Here is a 19,893-nt window from a genome sequence, read left to right as displayed (position 1 = left end):
TTAAAAATAACAATTAGGATTTGCCCATGTCGAGTACCGTTTTTGATTCCGCCCTGTTCCGCGACATGTTCGGCACCGCCGAAATGCGCGGCGTGTTCTCTGATAAAGCACTGATCGAGCGTTACATCGAAGTGGAAGTCGCCCTGGCCCGCGCCGAAGCGCGGTGCGGGGTGATCCCCGGCGACGCCGCCGAGCAGATCGCCGCGCTGTCGCGGTACGAAGCCCTGGACCTGGCGCTGATGCAGCACGAGACCGAGATAGTCGGTTACCCGATCCTGCCGCTGGTGGAGCAACTGTCGAACATCTGCGGTGAAGCCGGCCGCTACGTGCACTGGGGCGCCACTACCCAGGACATCATGGACACTGCCGTGGTCCTGCAAATACGCGCTGCGCTGGCCATCGTCGAGCGTGATATCCAGACCGTGCGCGGCCTGCTCGCTGGCCTCGCCGCGCGCTATCGCGACACGCCGATGGCGGGTCGCACCCACTTGCAGCACGCACTGCCGATCACCTTCGGCTACAAGTGCGCGGTGTGGCTGAGCATGTTTGATCGCCACGCCGAGCGCCTGGTGGAGTTGCGTCCACGGGTCGAAATCGGTCAATTCGCCGGCGCGGCCGGCACCCTCGCTTCCCTGGGCGACAAAGGGTTGCAGGTGCAGGAAGCCTTGATGGCCGAACTCGGCCTGGGCGTGCCGCAAGCCACCTGGCATGTGGCCCGTGATGGGCTGGCCGAGACCTTGAACTTCCTCGGCCTGGTCACCGGCTCCCTGGGCAAGATCGCCCTGGACATCATGATGATGATGACCAGCGAACTGGGCGAAGTGTACGAGCCCTTCGTCAAGGGCCGTGGCGCCAGCAGCACCATGCCGCAGAAGCGCAACCCGATTTCCTGCGAGCTGATGTATGCCGCCGCCAAGGGCGTGCGCCAACACGCCGGGCTGATGCTCGACGCGATGATCCAGGACTTCGAACGCTCTACCGGCCCGTGGCAGGCGGAGTGGATCGCCATCCCCGAAGCTTTCGCCCTCAGCGCCGCGTCCCTCGGCCAGGCGACCTTCATGCTCGCCGGCCTGGAAGTGCGCCCCGAGCGCATGCGCAGGAACCTCGACATGACCCAGGGCCTGATCGTCGCCGAAGCCGTGATGATGGGCCTCGCCCCGGCCCTCGGTCGCCAGGTGGCCCACGATGTGGTGTACGCCGCGTGCCGCATGGCCAACGACCAGGGCACCAGCCTGCTCGACGCCCTGCTCGCCCAGGGCGAAGCCACTGCGCAATTGGATGTGGCCGAACTGCAACGCCTGACCGACCCCGCCAACTATCTGGGGCTGGCGCCGCAGATGGTGGATATCGCGCTGGCGCGCCAGGGCGCGGTCCCCCGCTGACCTGAAAACCAATGGAGGTCCAACTGTGGGAGGGGGCTTGCTCCCGATAGCGGTGTATCCGGGAAAAATCAGGTGGCTGACACCCTGCTATCGGGGGCAAGCCCCCTCCCACAGAGCGTCATCCGAACCATAACAACAATGAGATCACAGACATGTCATCCACCCCCGCCAAAAAACCGCTCTACAAGGACCTGACGTTCCAGGTCGTCGCCGCCATGTTCCTCGGCATTGCCTTCGGCTTTCTTGCTCCGGAGCTGGCCGCCAGTTTCAAGATCCTCGGCGATATCTTCCTCAAGCTGATCAAGACCGCCGTCGCGCCGCTGGTGTTTTTCACAGTGGTCCACGGCATCGCCTCGGCCGGTGATATCAAGCGGGTCGGCAAGGTCGGCCTGCGCGCGCTGATTTACTTCGAAGTGGTGTCGACCATCGCCCTGGCCATCGGCCTGTTGTGGGGCAACCTGCTGCAGATCGGCTCCGGCATGCATGACGCCCACCCGAGCAGCGCCGCTGCCGCCGCCGCGAGTGCCGCCGTAGCCAAGGGGCATGCGCCCGCCTCGACCATGGACTTTATCTACGGCATCTTCCCGGACAATTTTGTCGGTGCCTTCGCTGGCGGCCAGTTGCTGCAAGTGCTGGTGATCTCGGTGCTGTTCGGCTTCGCCCTGCTGGCCCTGAAGCCCGAGCGCCGGGAAGTGATCGAGGACGGCCTGAACCGTATCTCTGAATGCTTCTTCGAGTTCATCAACCTGATCATGAAATTCGCGCCCCTGGGTGCCTTCGGTTCGGTGGCATACGCGGTGGGCAGCAATGGCACAGCGGTGCTGATGTCCCTGGCCAACCTGGTGTTGATGTTCTACGTCGGCATCGCCTTCTTCATCTTTGTGGTGCTGGGCGCCGTGTGCCGGTTGAGCGGCTTCAGCCTGTGGCGCTTCCTCACCTATATCAAGGATGAAATCTTCATCGTGCTCGGCACCGCCTCGTCGGAAAGCGCCCTGCCGCGCCTGCTGCAAAAGCTCGAGAAATTCGGCTGCTCCAAGCAGAGCGTCGGTCTGGTACTGCCTACCGGGTATGCGTTCAACCTCGACGGCACATCGATCTACATGTCGCTGTGCGTGCTGTTCATCGCCAACGCCTACGGTGTGCCGCTGAGCTGGGAACAACAACTGGGCATCATTGCGATCATGTTGGTGACCTCCAAGGGCGCGGCGGCGGTGTCGGGTGGCAGCTTTGTGGTGTTCGCCGCGACCGTGACCGCCATCGGCGTACTGCCGGCCGAAGGCCTGGCGCTGCTGTTCGGCGTGTACCGCTTCATGTCCATGGCGATTGCCACCTGCAACACCATCGGCAATAGCGTGGCCACGGTGGTGGTATCGAAATGGTCCGGCGAGTTCTCCCAGCAGACCGCCCAGGGTGAATATCAACGCGTGCTCGGCCGTGCCGCCGGCGCTGCGCTTTAACGAGGCTCCTGATGACTACTCAGCGAATCGAACACGACGCGTTCGGCCCGGTGTCCATACCAGCCGACCGCTACTGGGGCGCACAAACCCAGCGGGCACTGGAGGTGTTCGGCGGCAAACAGCCGTTCCCAGCCAGCGTGATCCGCGCCTTCGGCCACCAGAAACGCGCGTGTGCCCGTGCCAACGCACGCCTCGGCGCGCTGGCACCGGCCCTGGCGCAGGCAATCGAACAGGCCGCGGACGAACTGGCCAACGGCGAGCTCGACCTGCACTTTCCGCTGTCGATCTGGCAAACCGGCTCCGGCACCCAGACCAACATGAACGCCAACGAAGTGATTGCCAACCGCGCCAACCTCGCGCTAGGCGGTGAACTGGGCAGCAAGTCGCCGGTACATCCCAATGACCATGTGAACCGCTCGCAGTCGTCCAACGACAGTTTCCCCACGGTGATGCACCTGACCACCGTGCTGGAACTGCGCGGTCGCCTGCTGCCTGCATTGGGCCATCTGCGTGATGGACTCAACGCCAAGGCAGACGCCTGGCAGGACGTGCTGAAAATCGGTCGCACCCACCTGATGGATGCGGTGCCCATGAGCCAGGGCCAGGCATTTGGCGCGTTTGCCCAGCAGATCCAGCACGGTATCGCGCGCATCGAAGCGTGCATGCCGCGCCTTTGCCTGCTGCCCCAAGGCGGCACGGCGGTGGGCACTGGGTTGAATACACCTGTCGGTTTTGACGTGGCGTTCTGCGAGGAAATCAGCCGGCTCACCGGCGAACCCTTCGAAACCAACCCGTGCAAATTCGAAGGCATGGGCACCCACGATGCCCTGGTCGAAGCCTCTGGCGCGCTGAATGTGCTGGCCGTGTCATTGACCAAGATCGCCAATGACATCCGCCTGCTCGGTTCGGGTCCGCGCTGCGGCCTGGGTGAATTGATCGTGCCGGACGATGGCCTGACCTCCTCGATCATGCCCGGCAAACGCAACCCGACCATTGCCGAAGTACTGGTGCAGGCGGCGATGCAGGTGATGGGCAACCACACCACGATCACTCTGGCGGGCGCTTCGAGCACCTTCGAATTGAACGTGGCCAAGCCGGTGCTGATCCATAACCTGCTGCAATCGATCGACGTGCTCACCGACGGCGTCGACCTGTTCACCCACAAGCTGCTGAGCGGCCTGGAGGTGAACCGCCCGCAGTTGGCACACAACGTGGAGCATTCATTGCTGATGGCGACGGTGCTCAACCCGCTGCTGGGTTATGACCGCGTGGCCCAGATCACCCGCAAGGCCGCGGACGAGGGCTTGTCACCCAAGGAGGCGGCCGTGCAATTGGGCTTGATCAGCGCCGAAGAGTACGAACAACGGGTAAGGCCGGAAACGATGATTAATCCCACTGCGCCGACAAACAAGGGCTGACCCACCTCACTCGCGAGCCAGCCCGCTCAGACTTTTTGATCTTCATCGTGGCTGAAATGGGTTATCCGCCAAAGGTTTGTGAGGGCCTGCGCAACGTCGGATCAAACGGATTGATCCGTGGCCCGATCGCCGCCGCTTCGCGCTTGAGCAACTCCACCACCATCGGCAACCGGCCCGGCCCCAGGCGATCGCTGATGGTCGCCACACTCAACGCCGCCACCGCGTGCCCATCCCGATTGAGGATGGGTACGGCCAACCCGGCCATGCCTTCCAGCACCCCGGTATTGCGCGCCGCATACCCCAGGTTACGCACGTTCTCCACTTCCGAGCGCAACAGCACTTCGTCATACAGGTGGAAGTCCTTGAGCCGTGGCAGGTTGTAGCGGATCACGGTTTCGCGCTCTTCCTCCGGCAGAAAGGCCAGGATCGCCAGGCTGCCCTGCCCCACACCCAATGCCACGCGCCCGCCGATATCGCCGGTGAAGGTGCGGATCGGGTACGGGCCTTCGCTGCGGTCCAGGCAGATCGCATCGAAGCCGCTGCGCGCCAGCAGGAACAGCGAGTCACCCAATGACGCACTCAGGCGCAGCATGCTCGGGCGCACCAGGTCGCGCAGGTTGCCGGTCTTGCTCGCGTTTGCCGCCAGGGCGAAGAACTCCAGGCTCAGGCGATAGCGCTTGCTGCGGGCGTCCTGCTCGACCATGCCTTCGTCCAGCAGGCTGCGCAGCAGGCGATGGGTGGTGGGTTGCGACAGACCCACCTGTTGCGCCAGCTGGGTGACGCGTTCGCCGCCCTCCGGCACGTCACCCAGGGTGCGCAACAGCGCGAATAGACGAGACACCCCGCCCGCCCCGACTTCTTTGCGGCTTTGATTTCGATCAGTGGAATCCATAACACTCAATCTCTTGGTAAATTCCGGTGAGTGAATAAATCTGAAAATAATAGTCCGTTCAGTGAAATTCCATCTTCCGCCCATCCTAGTCTTCGTCCTAATCTGCGTCCACAGGGGCGAAATGAACAACAACCGGCAGCCGACTCAAGATCGAGCGCCAACGCACCGGCAACAGCTCATTCGCATCTGCCCAAAACAAAAAAGCGCGTTTCGACGCGACTCAAAAAAGGTGGAACGCAGACATGGCATTTCTCCAACTCAACGCCTTGAGCAAACGCTACGGCGCCGTCGACGCGGTGGTCGCCACCGACCTGGCGGTGGAAAAAGGCGAGTTCGTTTCCCTGCTCGGCCCCTCGGGCTGCGGCAAGACCACCACCCTGCAAATGATCGCCGGCTTCGTTGACGTGAGCGGCGGGCAGATCCTGCTCGATGGGCGCGACATAACCCACGCCAAGCCCGCCAGCCGTGGCCTGGGCGTGGTGTTCCAGAGCTATGCGCTGTTCCCCCACATGAGCGTGCGCGACAACGTCGCCTTCGGCCTGAAGATGCGCAAGGTGCCGGCCGCCGAGATCGCCAGCAAGGTGAAAACTGTGCTGGAACTGGTGCGCCTGGCCCAGCATGCCGAGCGCTACCCCCGGGAACTGTCCGGCGGCCAGCGCCAGCGCGTGGCCCTGGCCCGTGCGTTGGTGATCGAACCGCCGGTGTTGCTGCTCGATGAGCCGCTGTCCAACCTCGACGCCAACCTTCGCGAAGAGATGCAGTTCGAGATCCGCCGCATCCAGTGCGCCGTCGGCATCACCACCTTGATGGTCACCCACGACCAGGCTGAAGCGCTGTCCATCAGCGACCGCGTGGTGGTGATGCAGGCCGGGCGCGTGACCCAGATCGACGCGCCGTACAAGCTCTACGAACACCCACGCACGCGCTTCATCTCGGACTTCGTCGGCAAGGCCAACCTGCTGGCTGGCGATTACGATCAGTTGGGGATCCCGCAAGTACGGCATGAACGCGGCGATGGCGAGTTGGTCCTGAGCCTGCGCCCGGAGAAGATCACGCTGGTGGATGTGGGCGCCGGCCGCCTGCAAGGCAAGGTGCTTGATCGCTACTTCTTCGGCAGCCAATGGCTGTACCGCATCCACACCGACCTGGGCGAGATCACCGTGGTGCGCAGCAACGATGGCAGCGCACCACTGGGCTGCGGCGCGGCGGTGGGCCTGGACTGGCATGCGGACTTGCTGCGCGTACTGGCAGCCGACGAGGTGCACGCATGAGTCGCGGTTACCTACTGTCGCTGCCGGCGCTGGTGCTGTTTGTCGGGCTGCTGATTTTGCCGCTGGGCCTGACCCTGGTGCTGTCGTTCAACGTGTTCGACTACCAGGTAGGCGTGAAGGCCGATGAATGGACCTTGGCCCATTACCTGTCATTGTTCAGCGACTCGTACTTCTACGAGATCTTCTGGCGCACCTTCTGGATCAGCGCGCTGGTGACCCTGCTGTGTGTGGTGATCGGTGTGCCCGAGGCCTACATCCTCAGCCGCATGGGCACGCCGTGGCGCTCGATCTTCCTGATCCTGATCCTCACGCCGCTGCTGATTTCGGTGGTGGTGCGCGCCTTCGGCTGGAGCCTGCTATTGGGCGCGGATGGCCTGGTGAACCAACTGATCCAACTGCTCGGCGGGCGCCCGGTGAAGCTGCTGTACACGCCGTTCGCGGTGATCATCGCGCTGGTGCACGTGATGCTGCCGTTCATGATCATCCCGGTGTGGACCTCCCTGCAGAAGCTCGACCCGTCGGCGGAACAGGCCGCATTGTCGCTGGGCGCCAGCCAGGCCACGGTGATGCGCAAGATCGTGCTGCCGCAGGTCATGCCCGGCGTGCTGTCCGGCACTCTGATCGTGTTCGGCCTGGCCGCGAGCTCCTTTGCGATCCCCGGCCTGCTTGGCGGGCGCCGCCTGAAAATGGTCGCCACCGTGGTGTACGACCAGTACCTCTCGGAACTCAACTGGCCCATGGGCGCGACCATCGCGGTGGTGCTGCTGTTGGTCAATCTGCTGATCATGCTGAGCTGGAACCGCATGGTCGAAGGCCGCTATAAAAAGTCCCTGGGGGTTTAAGCGCATGTCCAGAAACGGTCCTTTGGCCCTCGGTTTCCACGGCTTGGTGGTGCTGTTCATGATGGCGCCGCTGGTGGTGGTGTGCCTGGTGGCGTTCACCCCGGAAAACACCTTGAGCCTGCCCACTTCGGGCTTCTCGCTGCGCTGGTTTCGCGCGGTGTTCGAGCGGGCCGACTTTATCCAGGCGTTCTACAACAGCCTGGTCCTGGCCTTCACCGCAGCCAGCCTGGCCACGTTGATTGCGGTGCCGGCGGCGTTGGCGATCAGTCGGTACACGTTCCCGGGGCGCAACTTCTTCAGCGCGTTGTTCCTGTCGCCGATCATCATCCCGCACCTGGTGCTGGGCGTGGCGATGCTGCGCTTGTTCGCATTGATGGGCGTCAACGGCAGCTTCACCTGGCTGATGCTCGCGCACGTAGTCATCATCACACCCTATGTGCTGCGCCTGGTGCTGGCGGCCGCCATCGGTATTGATCGCAGTGCCGAGCAGGCCGCCGAATCCCTGGGGGCCGGCCGCTTTACGCTGTTTCGCCAGATCACCCTGCCGATGATTCTGCCCGGTGTCGCCGGCGGCTGGTTGCTAGCGTTCATCAACAGTTTCGATGAAGTGACGCTGTCGATCTTCGTCAGCTCGCCGGCCACGCAAACCCTGCCGGTGCGCATGTATGTGTACGCCACCGAGTCCATCGACCCGATGATGGCGGCGGTGTCGGCGCTGGTGATTGCGTTGACGGCGGCCACCATGATTCTGCTGGACCGGGTCTACGGCCTGGACCGCGTGCTGGTGGGGAAACATTGATGGCCTTGTTCAAACGTGTGGCCGAGACCGGCCGCCCTGCCCTGTCCTTTACCCTGGACGGTCAACCCGCCAGCGGCTTGCTTGGCGATACCTTGCTCACCGCCGTGCTGACCTGCGCCGAACACCTGCGCGGCAGTGACTTCAGCGCCGAGCGCCGCGCCGGTTTCTGCCTGATGGGCGCCTGCCAGGACTGCTGGGTGCGGCTTGAGGACGGCCGCCGCGTGCGCGCCTGCTCGACGCTGCTGGAAGAAGGCCAGGCGATCAGCCGTGACCCGGGGCGCCAGCCATGAAGCCGGTGGTGATTGTGGGCGCAGGCCCGGCCGGGATCAGCGCGGCGCGCACCCTGCTCGACCATGGCATCACACCGTGCCTGATCGATGAAAGCCTGCGCGGCGGCGGGCAGATCTATCGGCGGCAACCCCTGGGCTTCCAGCGCACCGCCAGGCAGATCTACGGATTTGAAGCGAGCAAGGCCCAAGCCGTGCACCGCACGATGGATGAGCTGGCGCCGCTGATCGACTATCGACCGCAAACCCTGGTGTGGAATGCCGAGGACGGTCGCCTGGACATGCTCAACAATGGCCGGGCCGAGAGCGTCGAATACACCAGGATCATTGTCGCGACCGGCGCCACCGACCGTATCCTGCCGGTGCCGGGCTGGACCCTGCCCGGCGTGTACAGCCTGGGCGCGGCGCAGATCGCCTTGAAATACCAGGGCTGCGCCATCGGTGAGCGCGTGGCGTTCTGCGGCAGCGGGCCGTTGCTGTATCTGGTCGCCTACCAATATGCCAAGGCCGGGGCCAAGGTGGTGGCGGTACTCGACAGCGCGCCGTTCAGTGCACAGTGCCGTGCGCTGCCGGCGCTACTCGGGCAACCACTGACCTTGGCCAAGGGCCTGTATTACCGCGCCTGGCTGAGCGCCCATGGGATTGCCGTGCATCAGGGCGCCACGCTGCAGAAGATCGACGGAGAACAGCGAGTCAGCGGCATTCGTTGGGGTGAACACCGTCTGGAATGCGACGCCGTGGCTTTCGCCCACGCGTTGCGCAGCGAGACGCAACTGGCGGACTTGCTCGGCTGTGAGTTCGCCTGGAACAGCTTGAACCGCGCCTGGTTGCCGCAACGGGACAACGCCGGGCGCAGCAGCGTCAACGGTGTGTACCTGGCCGGCGATGGGGCCGGCATCATGGGTGCGGACGCCGCGCAAATGGCCGGTGAACGTGCGGCATTGGCGGTGCTGGAAGATTCTGGCGTGGCGATTGATCAGCGCCGCCCCGCCGTATTGGAGCAGCAACTGGCGCGCATCCAGCGTTTTCGTCATGGGTTGGAAACCGCGTTCCCCTTCCCCGAGCAATGGGCGGCCCAGGCGCCGGACGCGTTAATGGTGTGCCGTTGCGAAGAAGTCAGCGCCGGCGAGATACGCGCGGTGGTGGATGAAGGCCACTGGGAGCTCAACCGGGTCAAGGCCCACTGTCGCGTCGGCATGGGCCGCTGCCAGGGCCGGATGTGTGGGCTGGCGGCGGCGGAGATTGTCGCCGAACGCAGCGGTCGCGCCATTGAACACGTGGGCCGCCTGCGCGGCCAGGCACCGATCAAGCCGCTGCCGTTTGGCGTGGAGGTGCAGCCATGATCGACGTGATCGTCCTCGGCGGCGGCATTGTCGGCGCCTCGGCGGCCTTGATGCTCGCGCAGAAAGGCCAGCACGTGGCCTTGGTGGAGCGGGATTTTTGCGGCTCGCATTCCAGTGGCGTCAACTATGGCGGCGTGCGGCGCCAGGGTCGGCCCTTGCACCAACTGCCATTGTCCCAGCGCGCCCATCAACTGTGGGCCGACTTGCCAGGGTTGATCGGCATCGACGGCGAATACGTGCGCTCCGGGCATTTGAAGCTGGCGCGCAGTCATGCCGATTTCGCCGCGTTGCAGGCGTACGCCGAGCAGACCCGTGGCTTTGGCCTGGGCCTGCAGTTGCTGGATTACGCCGAATTGCGCGCACGCTTCCCCTGGGTCGGCGATATTGCCGTGGGCGCCTCGCTGTGCCCGGAAGACGGACATGCCAACCCGCGCCTGGTGTCTCCTGCCTTCGCCCGTGCCGCACAGCGTTATGGCGCCGTCGTGTACGAGCAGGCCGAGGTGATCCGCATCGAACATGACAGCCGCCGGTTCCAGGTGAACTGCGCCAACGGCCTGCACCTGCAAGCGCCATGGCTGCTCAACTGCGCCGGCGCCTGGGCCGGAAGCGTCGCCGCGCAGTTTGGCGAAGCGGTGCCGATCACCTCGGCGCATCCGGCGATGCTGGTCACCGAGCCCTTGCCGGTGGTGATGAACGTGAGCACCGGCGTTGAAGGTGGCGGGATTTATGCGCGGCAGGTCGCTAGGGGCAATTGCATCCTCGGCGGTGGTCGCGGCTTTGCCCTCGGCCCGCTGACCGCGCGCCCAGGGCAGGCGGCGGTGCTGGAGATCCTGCGCAACGCCGGCGAACTCTACCCCTTTCTCAAGGGCGCCCAGGCCATCCGTACCTGGAGCGGCACCGAAGGTTACCTTCCCGATCACGAACCGGTGATCGGCCCCAGCAGCACCCAACCCGGCTTGCTCCACGGTTTCGGCTTTGCCGGCGCCGGGTTCCAGCTCGGTCCCGCGGTCGGTGAAGCCCTGGCAGAGATCGTCTGCAGCGGGGCCAGCCGCCACCCCATCGAAGCGTTTTCCATCCGTCGTTTCCAAGCCTGAGAGGAAAAACATCCATGAACCCACGTATCGCGCTGTCCTGCTTGTCCCTCGCCCTGCTCGCCTCAACGGCGCACGCCGCGCCCACGCTGTACCTGGGCATGAACGGCGGCACCATGGAACGGGTGTACGCCGACAAGGTGCTGCCCGCGTTCGAAAAAGCGAATAACGTCAAGGTGGTGATCGTGCCCGGCACCTCGTCGGACATCCTCGCCAAGGTCCAGGCCAACAAAGACAACCCACAGATGCACGTGATGTTCCTCGACGACGGCATCATGTACCGCGCGATCTCCATGGGCTTGTGCGACAAGCTGGCGCCGAGCCCGACCCTGGAGCAGATCCCGGCCAAGGCGAAGATCAAGGACGAAGCCGTAGCCGTGACCCTCGGCGTAACCGGTCTGGGCTACAACGCGAAAATGTTCAAGGAAAAAGGCTGGGCCGCGCCCACTTCATGGATGGACCTGGCCGACCCGCGCTTCAAGGAGAAAGTGGTGTTCCAGTCCCTGGCGTCGTCCACCTTCGGCCTGCACGGTTTCCTGATGTTCAACCGCATCCAGGGCGGCGACGAAACCAACGTGGAACCCGGCTTCAAGGCCTGGCCAAAGACCGTCGGCCCCAACGTGCTGGAATACATCGCCAGCTCGGCGAAAATCTCCGAGATGGTGCAGACCGACGAAGCCGCGATCTTCCCCCTCACCCCAACCCAGGTCGCCACCCAGAAACTGCTCGGCGTGCCCATGGAATACGCGCAGCCCAAGGAAGGCGCGGTGGTGCTGAACGTGGCCGAATGCGTGATTGCGCGCAATGACCAGCCGGAACTGGCGCAGAAACTTGCGGCCTTCCTGCTGACCGCCGAAGCCCAGGCCCCTGCGCTGGAAGAAGGCGACCAGATCCCCTCGAACCCGACTACGCCGACCACCGACAAGACCCGTGCACGGGTGGAGGCGATGCAGGGTTACTTGCAGACGGCGATTTCGATTGATTGGGACCAGGTCAACCAGGCGCGACCGGAGTGGAATGCGCGGTGGAGTCGGTCAATCGAGCGTTAATCAAAGGGGCGCAATCGGCAGCGCGCGTTTGTGCGCTGTCTTGCTGTACGCCCCCTCGACAATCGTCCTCACCCGCTCGCTCACCGGTTCGCCCATCAGGTAGGCGTCGATCTCTGCGTAGGTGCAACCGTAGGCATGCTCATCCAGCTTGCCCGGCACCAGTTCTTCCAGGTCGGCCGTCGGGTGTTTGTGCACCAGATTGGCCGGGGCGCCGAGGGCCGTGGCGAGCAATCGCACCTGGGTCTTGGTCAGGCCCGACAACGGGGCCAGGTCGCAGGCGCCGTCGCCGAACTTGGTGAAGAACCCCATCAACGCTTCGGCGCCGTGGTCGGTGCCCACCACCAGGCCATTGTGCAGGTTGGCCACGGCGTATTGCGCGATCATGCGCGTGCGGGCCTTGACGTTGCCCTTGATGAAATCGACATGCTCGGCGCTGGCTTCGGCGGCGGCCAGGCTGGCCATCAGGCCGTCGACGCTGGCGGCGATGTTGAGGGTGTCGATGTGGTCCGGGGTGATGAAGTCCAGGGAGGCCTGGGCGTCACGTTCATCGGCCTGGGTCTTGTAGGGCAGGCGCATGGCGATAAAGCGTGCGGTGTAGCCCTCGCTGCGCAGTTGCTCTGCCGCCAATTGGCACAGGCGGCCGGCGGTGAGGGAGTCGACGCCGCCACTGATGCCCAATACCAGGGCCTTGCAGCCTGAGTGGCGCAAGGTGGTCTTGATGAAGTCGATGCGCCGTTGGATTTCCTCGGGTTCGCCGCCTTGGGTCAACGCGCGATTGATGTTCAGTTCCCGTGCGATACGTTCTTGCATGTCACACCTCCACACTGCCAACGTTGAACACTTGTGCTGCGTACTGCAAAAACGAGGCGTCTTCGCAGACGTTCTTGATCGGGTCATCGGAGAATTTCACCACTGGCTCGCCGTGCACCCGCACCAGTTTCATCACGATGCTCAGCGGCTCCACGCCGTCCACATCGCAGGCCAGGCTGGTGCCCATGCCGAAACCGAACTTGGCCTTGCCGCGCACGTGACGCAGGATCGGCAGGCATTTTTCGAAGTTCAGGCCGTCGGAGAACATCAGGTCCTTGGTCATCGGGTCGATACCCAGCTGCTTGTAGCGAGCCAGTACCTTGTCGGCCCAGACGATGGGATCGCCGGAGTCCTGGCGCAGGCCGTCGTAGAGCTTGGCGAAGTACAGATCGAAGTCCTTGAGGAAAAAGTCGGTGCTGATGCAGTCGGTCAGGGCGATCCCCAGGCGGCCACGGTACTCACGCACCCAGTTTTCCAGGGCGGCGTTCTGGCTCTCGCGCAGGCGCCCCAGTTGCTGGTGCACCATCAGCCATTGGTGAGCCATGGTGCCGATCAGCGGCAGGTCGAATTCGTAGGCCAGGTGCGCGTTGCTGGTGCCGACGAACTGGCCGGGGAAGTCGCGGCGCATGATGTCGACCACTTCGCGCTGGGCCTTGAACGACAGGCGCCGACGGGTGGAGAAGTCCGACACACGCAGGTCGGCCAGTTCATCGCGGCTGAGGTTTTTCTCCAGCCAGTCGAACTTCTGGTAGAGCTTGCGGGTGACGTCTTCGAGGGTCACATCGGGGTATTTGTCACGGTTGCGCAGCTCGCTGACCAACGCCAGCACCGGTTGCTCGAACATGATGCAGTGCAGCATCGGACCGACCACGCGGATGTTGAGTTGGCCGTCGACTTCACTGACGTGGATGTAGCGCAGGTTGAATCGGAACAAGCCGAGGAAGCGCTCGTAATCCGGGGTGAGGTATTCGCGAAAACGAGGGTTGAACAGGAAGCGCAGTTCGCCTTCGCGCATCCGCAGGCTGGCGAGTTTCTCCAGCTCGGCACGGATTTCAGGAATCAGGTGGCCGAGTTTTTCCCTGGAGCGGACGATGAAGTTGTATTCCACATCGACGTTAGGGTACTGGTGCAACACTGCCTGCATCATGGTGAAGGTGTAGTAATCGGTGTCGAGCAAACCCTGGATCACCGGGGATTCGTAGTCGTAGGCACTTTCCATGGTGTTTCTCCTTAACGCATGGCCATCGCGGCCAGTTCTTCGCGGGTGCGGCTGATCGCAGCACCGGCCTTGAGCAACTCATTGACCGCCTGTACACCGCCCTCCTCGCTGATGCCTCGGCACGCCGGCAGATGCAGTACCACTTCCAGGCCGGCCTTGAGCAACTGCAGCGCGGTGGTCTTGACGCAGTAATCCAGGGCCAGGCCGCCGACGATCACGCGAACCACGCCTTGGCCTTTCAAATACTCGATGACGCCGGTGGACAGCTTGTCGTGCAGGTCGTGGTAGCAGGCGCCGTAGGGATGCAGGTCGGGTTCGACGCCTTTCCAGATGAAGTAGTCGTAGTCATAGGGCGTGGGCAACTCGTCCAGCAGGTTGAAGCCTTCGGTGCCCGGCACACAGTGACTCACCCAGGTCACATCGGCGTGGTCCAGGCCGGTGGGTTGCAACATGTCGCTGTGCTGCGCCACCACCCAGGGCGCGTGCGGGGTGTGGGCGTCCTTACTGCCGATACGATGGCCGGCAAGGCTGGCCATGTAGTTGAGCTCGGCGCCGATCCGGTCACCGCCGGCCACCGGCAACTCGTTGGGGCACAGCGGCGTGAAGCTCTTCTGTTCTGACACCTTGTAACAGTTATATCTGCATGGTATTAAAGATCTTAGGTCTATCTGACGGGGAGTAGAGGGCAGCAGTAATAGCCTTCATGCAATCCATGCAGACAGAGCAAACGTGATCGGTTGATGAATGGGTGGTAGATGGAGCTTGTCTGGGGCACAGAGGATTTCTTGATCGCAGGACATCCGTACCGAGGATTTCCGATTCTGCTGTGGGACTCGATGGAGAGCTGCACTCCCGCCAATCAGTTCTTCCGCTTCTACCTACTTCGCGGAGAAATCGGCTCGAATCTATCCCGGCCGAATACCGGACGAGCACTTTACGACTACTTCAGTTTCCTACAAGCCCATCAACTTGATTGGTGGGACGTAGATCGCGGAGAGGCCAAGAGCCTTCTGGCCGCTTACAGAGATTACTGCCTGAAGACATGCGAGCTGGGATCAAACACTACTCGCCAGCGAATGATGTACATCTGCAAGTTCTACGAATTCGCTCTAGAAAAAGACTGGGTGAAGCGCCTGCCGTTCAGTCACGAAGAACGTGCAGTGCCACGCCAAAACAGCTTCCTTGAACATATCGACGCCAGTGGCGGCAAGGCCTTGGTGAACGATGTGATGCCGCGCCATCACAAGCAACTTCCCAAGTTTCTGAGCATGGCCGAGGCCAAGTCGCTCCTGACCGCAGCAGAAAATCCACATCACCGAATCATGATTCAACTGGCACTACGCACAGGATTGCGTCGTAACGAACTGGCTACTTTCCCGGAGGCGTATATTTTCGACCCGGACAAAGCTGGTCGAATCGAACGCAATCTCCGAATTAAGCTTGATCCGTGCGACGGCACCGGGATGGAGACCAAGGGTAGCAAGGAGCGATATATCTGGATTAGTCGCAAGTTCATGTCCGAGCTCTACCGCTACCGCTCTAAGGTGCGTGGCGAGCGGGCATGTCTGGGCAAGAACCAAAAGGCGCTTCTCCTCAACCGTCTCGGAGAACCCTATAGCAGTGCTGGCAAGAGCCTGAATCGGATAATCAACCAGACTGGCAAGCATGCAGGGTTTGAAGTCCATGCGCATATGCTGCGCCATACCTACGCGACCCACACCCTGTTCAACCTTCAGCGCACCCCAGAGAACGGGATCGATCCTCTAACGTATCTGCAACGTCAACTTGGCCACAGCTCGATTCAAACCACGATGATCTACCTGCATTTGGTTAACGAAATGGCCGATGAAGCCGTGCTGGCATATGACGACGAGCTGAACGAAATGGCGGGTGTTGCCTGATGGGGAAGCGCAAAGTATTTATCAAGACTGATCTCAGCGTCCCGAAAGTCGAACACGGCTTCGACACAGAGGGCAATGTGTACATTCTGCCCGAGGTGATTCCTCCGGCGAACACCTCTGTAGCATTCGGACGTAATAGCTCCAGCCGTCGAGGATTTGATTTTGCAAGATGGTATGGATCTGGAATTGACTCCATTACCTATGCCTGTCAGCGCCAAATTGAGCGCTTCCTAGCGGGGCAAGAAGGCGACCTCGCGGTACCTACGGTCGTTGGCCATTGCAACGCTGGTCTGACATATTTCCTGGATTTCTGCATTCTCCAGTCGATGGCTTTCGAACGTGACTTAACATTGAATGATGTGAGCCGAACGCTCATCGACAGCTATCTTGGCCATTTATCCGGAAACGGTCTAACGACTACCGGACAAAAGAACATCTACACAAAAACTAAAACTGTACTGGTTGCTCTCGGGCAACGGGGCATCTTCCCCTTGGTCGCATCTGGCGACGAAGCCACCTTTCCACGTAATCCATTTCCGAACTCCAGCCGTAAGGCCAAGGGCGAGACGGCACTGTCCAAGCGAGAGCGGCAAGAATTCGCGGCGGCTCTACGACAAGCCATCAAGCCAATATGGGCCGATGTCCCGACGGTAACCAGCGAACTATTGGTCTATGCGTTACTTATAGTTGCTCTGCACACTGGCCGTAATACCACTCCTTTGCTGGAAATGGGCCGCAATTGCTTGCGCGCGCACCCTAAGGACGACACGGTGTTTGTGGTGCTATGGAAGCGACGTGGCTATAGCTCCAGCAAAGTAGTTTTGCGCGCTGAGTCGAAAGCTGAACGTCTATTAGAAGCAACACCCAGCGTTAGAACTAACGTTGAGCGTTTGATCCGCCGCGTGATCGCCTTGACTGAGCATTTGGATGCAGAAGCACCGCCTGACATCAAAGGCCGTGTATGGCTGTTTCGAAGTCGAACCATAAGATCAATCGGTCAAGTCACAGAGCTGCAGGCGCGTATGGTGGATTACGGAATAAACCGTCTTGTAGCTGATTATGGCCTGAAAGATAGTGATGGAAAGCCACTGCGAATTAATATTTCCCGCTTGCGCAAGACGTTTGGAAATCGAATTTTTGAGCTTACTGATGGAGATCTAGCAACCACCGCCGTTGCTCTTGGGAATACCCCACGGGTAACCGACCAGAACTATTTAGCTCCGACTGAGGAAGCCCGTCGAAACTGGCGGTTTATGGGGGAGGTACTGGTGGGAGAACTACTGACTGCGACCATTGGTGCTACCTATAAGGAAAACCCTCTGGGCCACTGCGGCGATCCAGCAAATGGTCAATTCGCTCCGAAACGTGAAGGAGCTACATGCATGAATTTCATGAACTGCCTCCGTTGCAAAGACTACGCAGTGACCGCCGAAGACCTGTACAAATTGTTCAGTTTTTACTTTCGAGTGTTGAGCGAACGCTCTCGCATGGACAAGGGGCGCTGGGCACGTGAATACGCGCATATCCCCCGCCTTATCGATAACTATATCGTTGCCGAAGGACTTCGTCGCGGAGTTTTCAAAACGGCAGCAGTAGACGCTGCTCGTCAGCGCGCCCGTACCAATCCACATCCGTTCTGGTCGGTTGACCTGATTGCCAGCTTGGAGATCTTTTCATGAGTGAAAAGGTATCAGAAGACCTGCCGTGGCCGCCCCTGAAGGATCAGCCGAGCGATGTTCGCGGGCTTAGTAACTCTGAGCGCGACAAGCTAATCATCACGGCAACTCAGGTCGATGGACAGTGGATCATCCGCAGCCGGTACGGTGACGACGTCTGGCACCTTGAAGGTTTTCCAAGCAACGTGAGGGCATCCTCAAAACAGCTCAATTTCAGCAGCATGCCACCAGTATTCCGAGCAGTGATGAAGGCTATACTTTATCGCTACATCCGACGAGGTCGACTAGAGGCAGGCCGACCTAGGGGCAATACGATTCGAGATCTGGCTAATAGCATGCAGCCATTTCTGCGTCACTTAGAGAAGCTTGATATCGCAAACCTTGGGGCGGTAACTCCCTTGATCGCAGCAACCTATGTGACCGCCTGCAAGGCCTATCGGCAAATCAAAAAATCTGAGAAACCCCTTACACTCAATGCGCTAAAGAGCCGCTACGACGCAGTAGAGGCGATTTATGAGTTGAGCCAATATACAGACGATCAGATGCCTGGGCATCCGTGGCACGGCACTTCAGCGAAGGCGATGGCAGGACAACTTGGTATAATCAGCAGCGGCCGAACACCGCTTATGTCCGATGAGATATTTTGCACGATCTTCGAGCGAGCATACAGACAGGTTGAAGACGGAAGGTTGTTACTAAACCTCCGGGATGATCTTGATGTTATCGCATTAGAGCGCAGGGGCCGCCTTGCTACAGGCATATATAAAGCAAAAAATAAGCACTTGAAAGCTAAGGGCTGGGATGGTGGTGTGCAAACTTTAAGTACGGCGCTGATATCCCTGCGGACGGCCTGCTATATAGTCCTGGCGAGTACCTCGGGTTGTCGGAACCACGAGCTGGCCAATCTGCAGTCGAACGCCCACCACCGCACTGAGGACGACGAAGGTACGACCTATCATTGGATGCGCTCTAAATCCGAGAAGACTGATGAAGGGATCCACGACTGGATGATTCCAGAGATCGCAGTACGGGCCCTGCGTATCATGGAGCGTTGGGCTGTTCCATATCAAGCGAAGATCGCGGCTGAGATTATCCAGCGACGTCGCACCAACCCCCACGACCCGCTCATCGCAGAAGCTCAAAAGCATCGCCATTCACTCTTTCTCACTACAACCGCTTTCGAAGGGATTGGTTCGCGTACCCTTTCTGGTGGCTCTTGGGACGACTATCTCAAAAGCTTTTCCCACGACTGCAAGCTAAGTTGGAATCTTACCAGCCATCAATTTCGTCGTAAATTCGCTAACTATGCCGCGCACAGCCGCTTCGGAGACCTACGATACCTCAAAGAGCATTTTGCCCATTGGTCATTGGACATGACCCTTGGCTATGCCATGGACGATGGCTGGGGGCAGCATCTGGATCTTGACCTTTACATGGAAATCCAAGATGAGCTGGAGGACATCAAACTCGGCGTGGTCGATAACTGGATGGGCGATGAATCGTTGGCAGGAGGCTATGGACACTCCATCAAGGGATGGCGGCGAGATCCTCAAAACCTGCTGATCTTCAAAGATCGTGCCTCAATGCTGAAGTCCGTCTCTGAGAGCACAGCCATCCGCAGCAACGGCCATGCCTGGTGTACGGCAGACAACGACGGCTGTGTCGGCAATACCCTCGAACGCACGCGTTGCACTGGCTGCGAACACTCAGTGATTGGGAGCACTCATGCACCTATGTATCAGCGGCTCTACGATGATCTTAAAGAGCTTCTGCTCTGCAAGGACATCGGTGAAGGTGGTCGCCAACGCGTCGAGCGCGACCTAAAACGTTGTCGAGATGTGTTGGTACAGCTGGGTATGCCTCCTGAGGATCTGAGCGCATGAAGAGCAAGGACAAAACGTCCAACTACAAGCCTGCCATGGATCGAGCGAAGGATCTGAAGCTAGCCATCTATGCTATCCAGAATGGTCGGGCTCGTACCGGTGAAACTAAGGTGACCATCGCCGCTGTGGCCCGTGAGGCCGGAGTATCGACGGCGCTCATCCATAATCATTACCCAGCAATCGCTGAGGAGATACGACAGATCCAGGGGCGATCTAGTCGTGCCATGCGAGATGTAAAACATCAGGATCTGATTGCCGAGCGTCAGAAGTCTAAGGGCTACCGTCATGAGATTGAGGAGCTTCAGGCCAAGCTCGCCAGACTCGCATCCATCAATGAGGTACTGCTGTACGAGAACGAGACCCTAAAGGCTAAGGTGAAAGAGCGAAACGTGGTTGAACTGGTTTCGTCCACCCGCACGGATAAATCTCGAAATAGTCATTGATGCTACTGTTGCCGTGGCATGCCCTGCGCGGACGGCTGTCGTTAACCAAGCCTGTCTACGACGAGTCTTGGCCCTGCGGGCTTCCATCCTCATGCTCTGCCCGCTCCGCGTGCCTTATCAGTCACGTGGA

The 19,893-nt window shown here is 60.8% G+C and carries 18 protein-coding genes; 14 read left to right on the top strand and 4 right to left on the bottom strand.

From position 1 onward, the window contains the following. The first annotated feature begins 26 nt into the window (after positions 1-26). The 3 genes from M2497_RS13530 (at position 27) to M2497_RS13520 (ending at position 4,257) form a co-directional block, all read left to right on the top strand. A complete protein-coding gene (locus M2497_RS13530) occupies positions 27-1,382 on the top strand; it encodes an adenylosuccinate lyase family protein (protein ID WP_248487935.1) in 1,356 nt (451 codons plus the stop codon). A gap of 152 nt (positions 1,383-1,534) precedes the next feature. Then, positions 1,535-2,839, top strand: coding sequence for a cation:dicarboxylase symporter family transporter (locus tag M2497_RS13525; RefSeq protein ID WP_058424726.1), 1,305 nt, complete (start codon positions 1,535-1,537; stop codon positions 2,837-2,839). Between the two features lie 11 nt (positions 2,840-2,850). Beyond that, the gene (locus tag M2497_RS13520; protein WP_248487934.1) at positions 2,851-4,257 is read left to right on the top strand and encodes a class II fumarate hydratase; all 1,407 of its coding nucleotides are present in this window, start codon (positions 2,851-2,853) and stop codon (positions 4,255-4,257) included. Between the two features lie 61 nt (positions 4,258-4,318). Here M2497_RS13520 and M2497_RS13515 read toward each other — a convergent pair whose 3' ends face one another. After that, positions 4,319-5,149 carry an IclR family transcriptional regulator gene (locus M2497_RS13515; protein WP_248487933.1) on the bottom strand — a complete coding sequence of 277 codons (831 nt, stop codon included), beginning with the start codon at positions 5,147-5,149 and terminating at the stop codon, positions 4,319-4,321. A 242-nt stretch (positions 5,150-5,391) separates the two neighbouring features. On the opposite strand from M2497_RS13515, the gene M2497_RS13510 reads away from it, so the two are divergent. Genes M2497_RS13510 through M2497_RS13480 form a run of 7 tightly spaced genes read left to right on the top strand, consistent with a single transcriptional unit; the run spans position 5,392 to position 11,831 of the window. Next, positions 5,392-6,420 (top strand): ABC transporter ATP-binding protein, encoded by a 1,029-nt coding sequence (locus M2497_RS13510; protein ID WP_248487932.1) that lies wholly within the window; start codon positions 5,392-5,394, stop codon positions 6,418-6,420. After that, the gene (locus tag M2497_RS13505; protein WP_248487931.1) at positions 6,417-7,262 is read left to right on the top strand and encodes an ABC transporter permease; all 846 of its coding nucleotides are present in this window, start codon (positions 6,417-6,419) and stop codon (positions 7,260-7,262) included. Before M2497_RS13510 ends, M2497_RS13505 begins: the two co-directional genes overlap by 4 nt. Before the next feature lie 4 nt (positions 7,263-7,266). Then, complete coding sequence (locus M2497_RS13500; RefSeq protein ID WP_071495296.1) at positions 7,267-8,061, top strand: ABC transporter permease; 795 nt, start codon at positions 7,267-7,269, stop codon at positions 8,059-8,061. Beyond that, positions 8,061-8,351, top strand: a complete 291-nt coding sequence (locus tag M2497_RS13495) for a (2Fe-2S)-binding protein (protein WP_248487930.1) — start codon at positions 8,061-8,063, stop codon at positions 8,349-8,351. Before M2497_RS13500 ends, M2497_RS13495 begins: the two co-directional genes overlap by 1 nt. Continuing rightward, positions 8,348-9,691, top strand: coding sequence for an FAD/NAD(P)-binding oxidoreductase (locus M2497_RS13490; RefSeq protein ID WP_248487929.1), 1,344 nt, complete (start codon positions 8,348-8,350; stop codon positions 9,689-9,691). Before M2497_RS13495 ends, M2497_RS13490 begins: the two co-directional genes overlap by 4 nt. Further along, a complete protein-coding gene (locus tag M2497_RS13485; protein ID WP_248487928.1) occupies positions 9,688-10,785 on the top strand; it encodes an FAD-dependent oxidoreductase in 1,098 nt (365 codons plus the stop codon). The genes M2497_RS13490 and M2497_RS13485 overlap by 4 nt, the downstream gene beginning before the upstream one ends. 14 nt (positions 10,786-10,799) lie before the next feature. After that, the gene (locus M2497_RS13480) at positions 10,800-11,831 is read left to right on the top strand and encodes an ABC transporter substrate-binding protein (protein ID WP_248487927.1); all 1,032 of its coding nucleotides are present in this window, start codon (positions 10,800-10,802) and stop codon (positions 11,829-11,831) included. Here the strand turns inward: M2497_RS13480 and nadE are convergent, their stop codons facing one another. Genes nadE through M2497_RS13465 form a run of 3 tightly spaced genes read right to left on the bottom strand, consistent with a single transcriptional unit; the run spans position 11,832 to position 14,483 of the window. Then, positions 11,832-12,641, bottom strand: coding sequence for an ammonia-dependent NAD(+) synthetase (nadE, locus tag M2497_RS13475; protein ID WP_248487926.1), 810 nt, complete (start codon positions 12,639-12,641; stop codon positions 11,832-11,834). Position 12,642: 1 nt separating this feature from the next. Beyond that, the gene (gene pncB / locus M2497_RS13470) at positions 12,643-13,860 is read right to left on the bottom strand and encodes a nicotinate phosphoribosyltransferase (protein WP_248487925.1); all 1,218 of its coding nucleotides are present in this window, start codon (positions 13,858-13,860) and stop codon (positions 12,643-12,645) included. An 11-nt stretch (positions 13,861-13,871) separates the two neighbouring features. Next, a complete protein-coding gene (locus M2497_RS13465) occupies positions 13,872-14,483 on the bottom strand; it encodes an isochorismatase family protein (protein WP_248487924.1) in 612 nt (203 codons plus the stop codon). A gap of 132 nt (positions 14,484-14,615) precedes the next feature. Between M2497_RS13465 and M2497_RS13460 the strand changes: the two genes are divergently transcribed. Genes M2497_RS13460 through M2497_RS13445 form a run of 4 tightly spaced genes read left to right on the top strand, consistent with a single transcriptional unit; the run spans position 14,616 to position 19,763 of the window. Then, positions 14,616-15,761, top strand: coding sequence for a site-specific integrase (locus M2497_RS13460; protein WP_248487923.1), 1,146 nt, complete (start codon positions 14,616-14,618; stop codon positions 15,759-15,761). After that, on the top strand, positions 15,761-17,440 hold the full coding sequence (locus M2497_RS13455) for a hypothetical protein (RefSeq protein WP_248487922.1): 1,680 nt from the start codon (positions 15,761-15,763) through the stop codon (positions 17,438-17,440). Before M2497_RS13460 ends, M2497_RS13455 begins: the two co-directional genes overlap by 1 nt. After that, positions 17,437-19,320, top strand: coding sequence for an integrase (locus tag M2497_RS13450; RefSeq protein WP_248487921.1), 1,884 nt, complete (start codon positions 17,437-17,439; stop codon positions 19,318-19,320). The genes M2497_RS13455 and M2497_RS13450 overlap by 4 nt, the downstream gene beginning before the upstream one ends. Beyond that, positions 19,317-19,763 (top strand): TetR family transcriptional regulator, encoded by a 447-nt coding sequence (locus tag M2497_RS13445; RefSeq protein ID WP_248487920.1) that lies wholly within the window; start codon positions 19,317-19,319, stop codon positions 19,761-19,763. Before M2497_RS13450 ends, M2497_RS13445 begins: the two co-directional genes overlap by 4 nt. Positions 19,764-19,893: the final 130 nt, after the last annotated feature.

Source organism: Pseudomonas sp. CYM-20-01 (genome assembly GCF_023169845.1).
GTDB classification, from domain to species: domain Bacteria; phylum Pseudomonadota; class Gammaproteobacteria; order Pseudomonadales; family Pseudomonadaceae; genus Aquipseudomonas; species Aquipseudomonas azotoformans.
This window is presented reverse-complemented; position numbering and strand designations above follow the sequence as displayed.

Excerpts from the sequence above, each read along its gene's own strand:
- M2497_RS13495 (WP_248487930.1), top strand. The coding sequence starts at position 8,061 with ATGGCCTTGTTCAAACGTGTGGCCGAGACCGGCCGCCCTGCCCTGTCC.
- M2497_RS13485 (WP_248487928.1), top strand. The coding sequence starts at position 9,688 with ATGATCGACGTGATCGTCCTCGGCGGCGGCATTGTCGGCGCCTCGGCG.
- M2497_RS13490 (WP_248487929.1), top strand. The coding sequence starts at position 8,348 with ATGAAGCCGGTGGTGATTGTGGGCGCAGGCCCGGCCGGGATCAGCGCG.
- M2497_RS13480 (WP_248487927.1), top strand. The coding sequence starts at position 10,800 with ATGAACCCACGTATCGCGCTGTCCTGCTTGTCCCTCGCCCTGCTCGCC.
- M2497_RS13515 (WP_248487933.1), bottom strand. The coding sequence starts at position 5,149 with ATGGATTCCACTGATCGAAATCAAAGCCGCAAAGAAGTCGGGGCGGGC.
- pncB (WP_248487925.1), bottom strand. The coding sequence starts at position 13,860 with ATGGAAAGTGCCTACGACTACGAATCCCCGGTGATCCAGGGTTTGCTC.
- M2497_RS13450 (WP_248487921.1), top strand. The coding sequence starts at position 17,437 with ATGAGTGAAAAGGTATCAGAAGACCTGCCGTGGCCGCCCCTGAAGGAT.
- M2497_RS13500 (WP_071495296.1), top strand. The coding sequence starts at position 7,267 with ATGTCCAGAAACGGTCCTTTGGCCCTCGGTTTCCACGGCTTGGTGGTG.
- M2497_RS13455 (WP_248487922.1), top strand. The coding sequence starts at position 15,761 with ATGGGGAAGCGCAAAGTATTTATCAAGACTGATCTCAGCGTCCCGAAA.
- M2497_RS13460 (WP_248487923.1), top strand. The coding sequence starts at position 14,616 with ATGGAGCTTGTCTGGGGCACAGAGGATTTCTTGATCGCAGGACATCCG.
- M2497_RS13505 (WP_248487931.1), top strand. The coding sequence starts at position 6,417 with ATGAGTCGCGGTTACCTACTGTCGCTGCCGGCGCTGGTGCTGTTTGTC.
- nadE (WP_248487926.1), bottom strand. The coding sequence starts at position 12,641 with ATGCAAGAACGTATCGCACGGGAACTGAACATCAATCGCGCGTTGACC.
- M2497_RS13445 (WP_248487920.1), top strand. The coding sequence starts at position 19,317 with ATGAAGAGCAAGGACAAAACGTCCAACTACAAGCCTGCCATGGATCGA.
- M2497_RS13525 (WP_058424726.1), top strand. The coding sequence starts at position 1,535 with ATGTCATCCACCCCCGCCAAAAAACCGCTCTACAAGGACCTGACGTTC.
- M2497_RS13520 (WP_248487934.1), top strand. The coding sequence starts at position 2,851 with ATGACTACTCAGCGAATCGAACACGACGCGTTCGGCCCGGTGTCCATA.
- M2497_RS13530 (WP_248487935.1), top strand. The coding sequence starts at position 27 with ATGTCGAGTACCGTTTTTGATTCCGCCCTGTTCCGCGACATGTTCGGC.
- M2497_RS13510 (WP_248487932.1), top strand. The coding sequence starts at position 5,392 with ATGGCATTTCTCCAACTCAACGCCTTGAGCAAACGCTACGGCGCCGTC.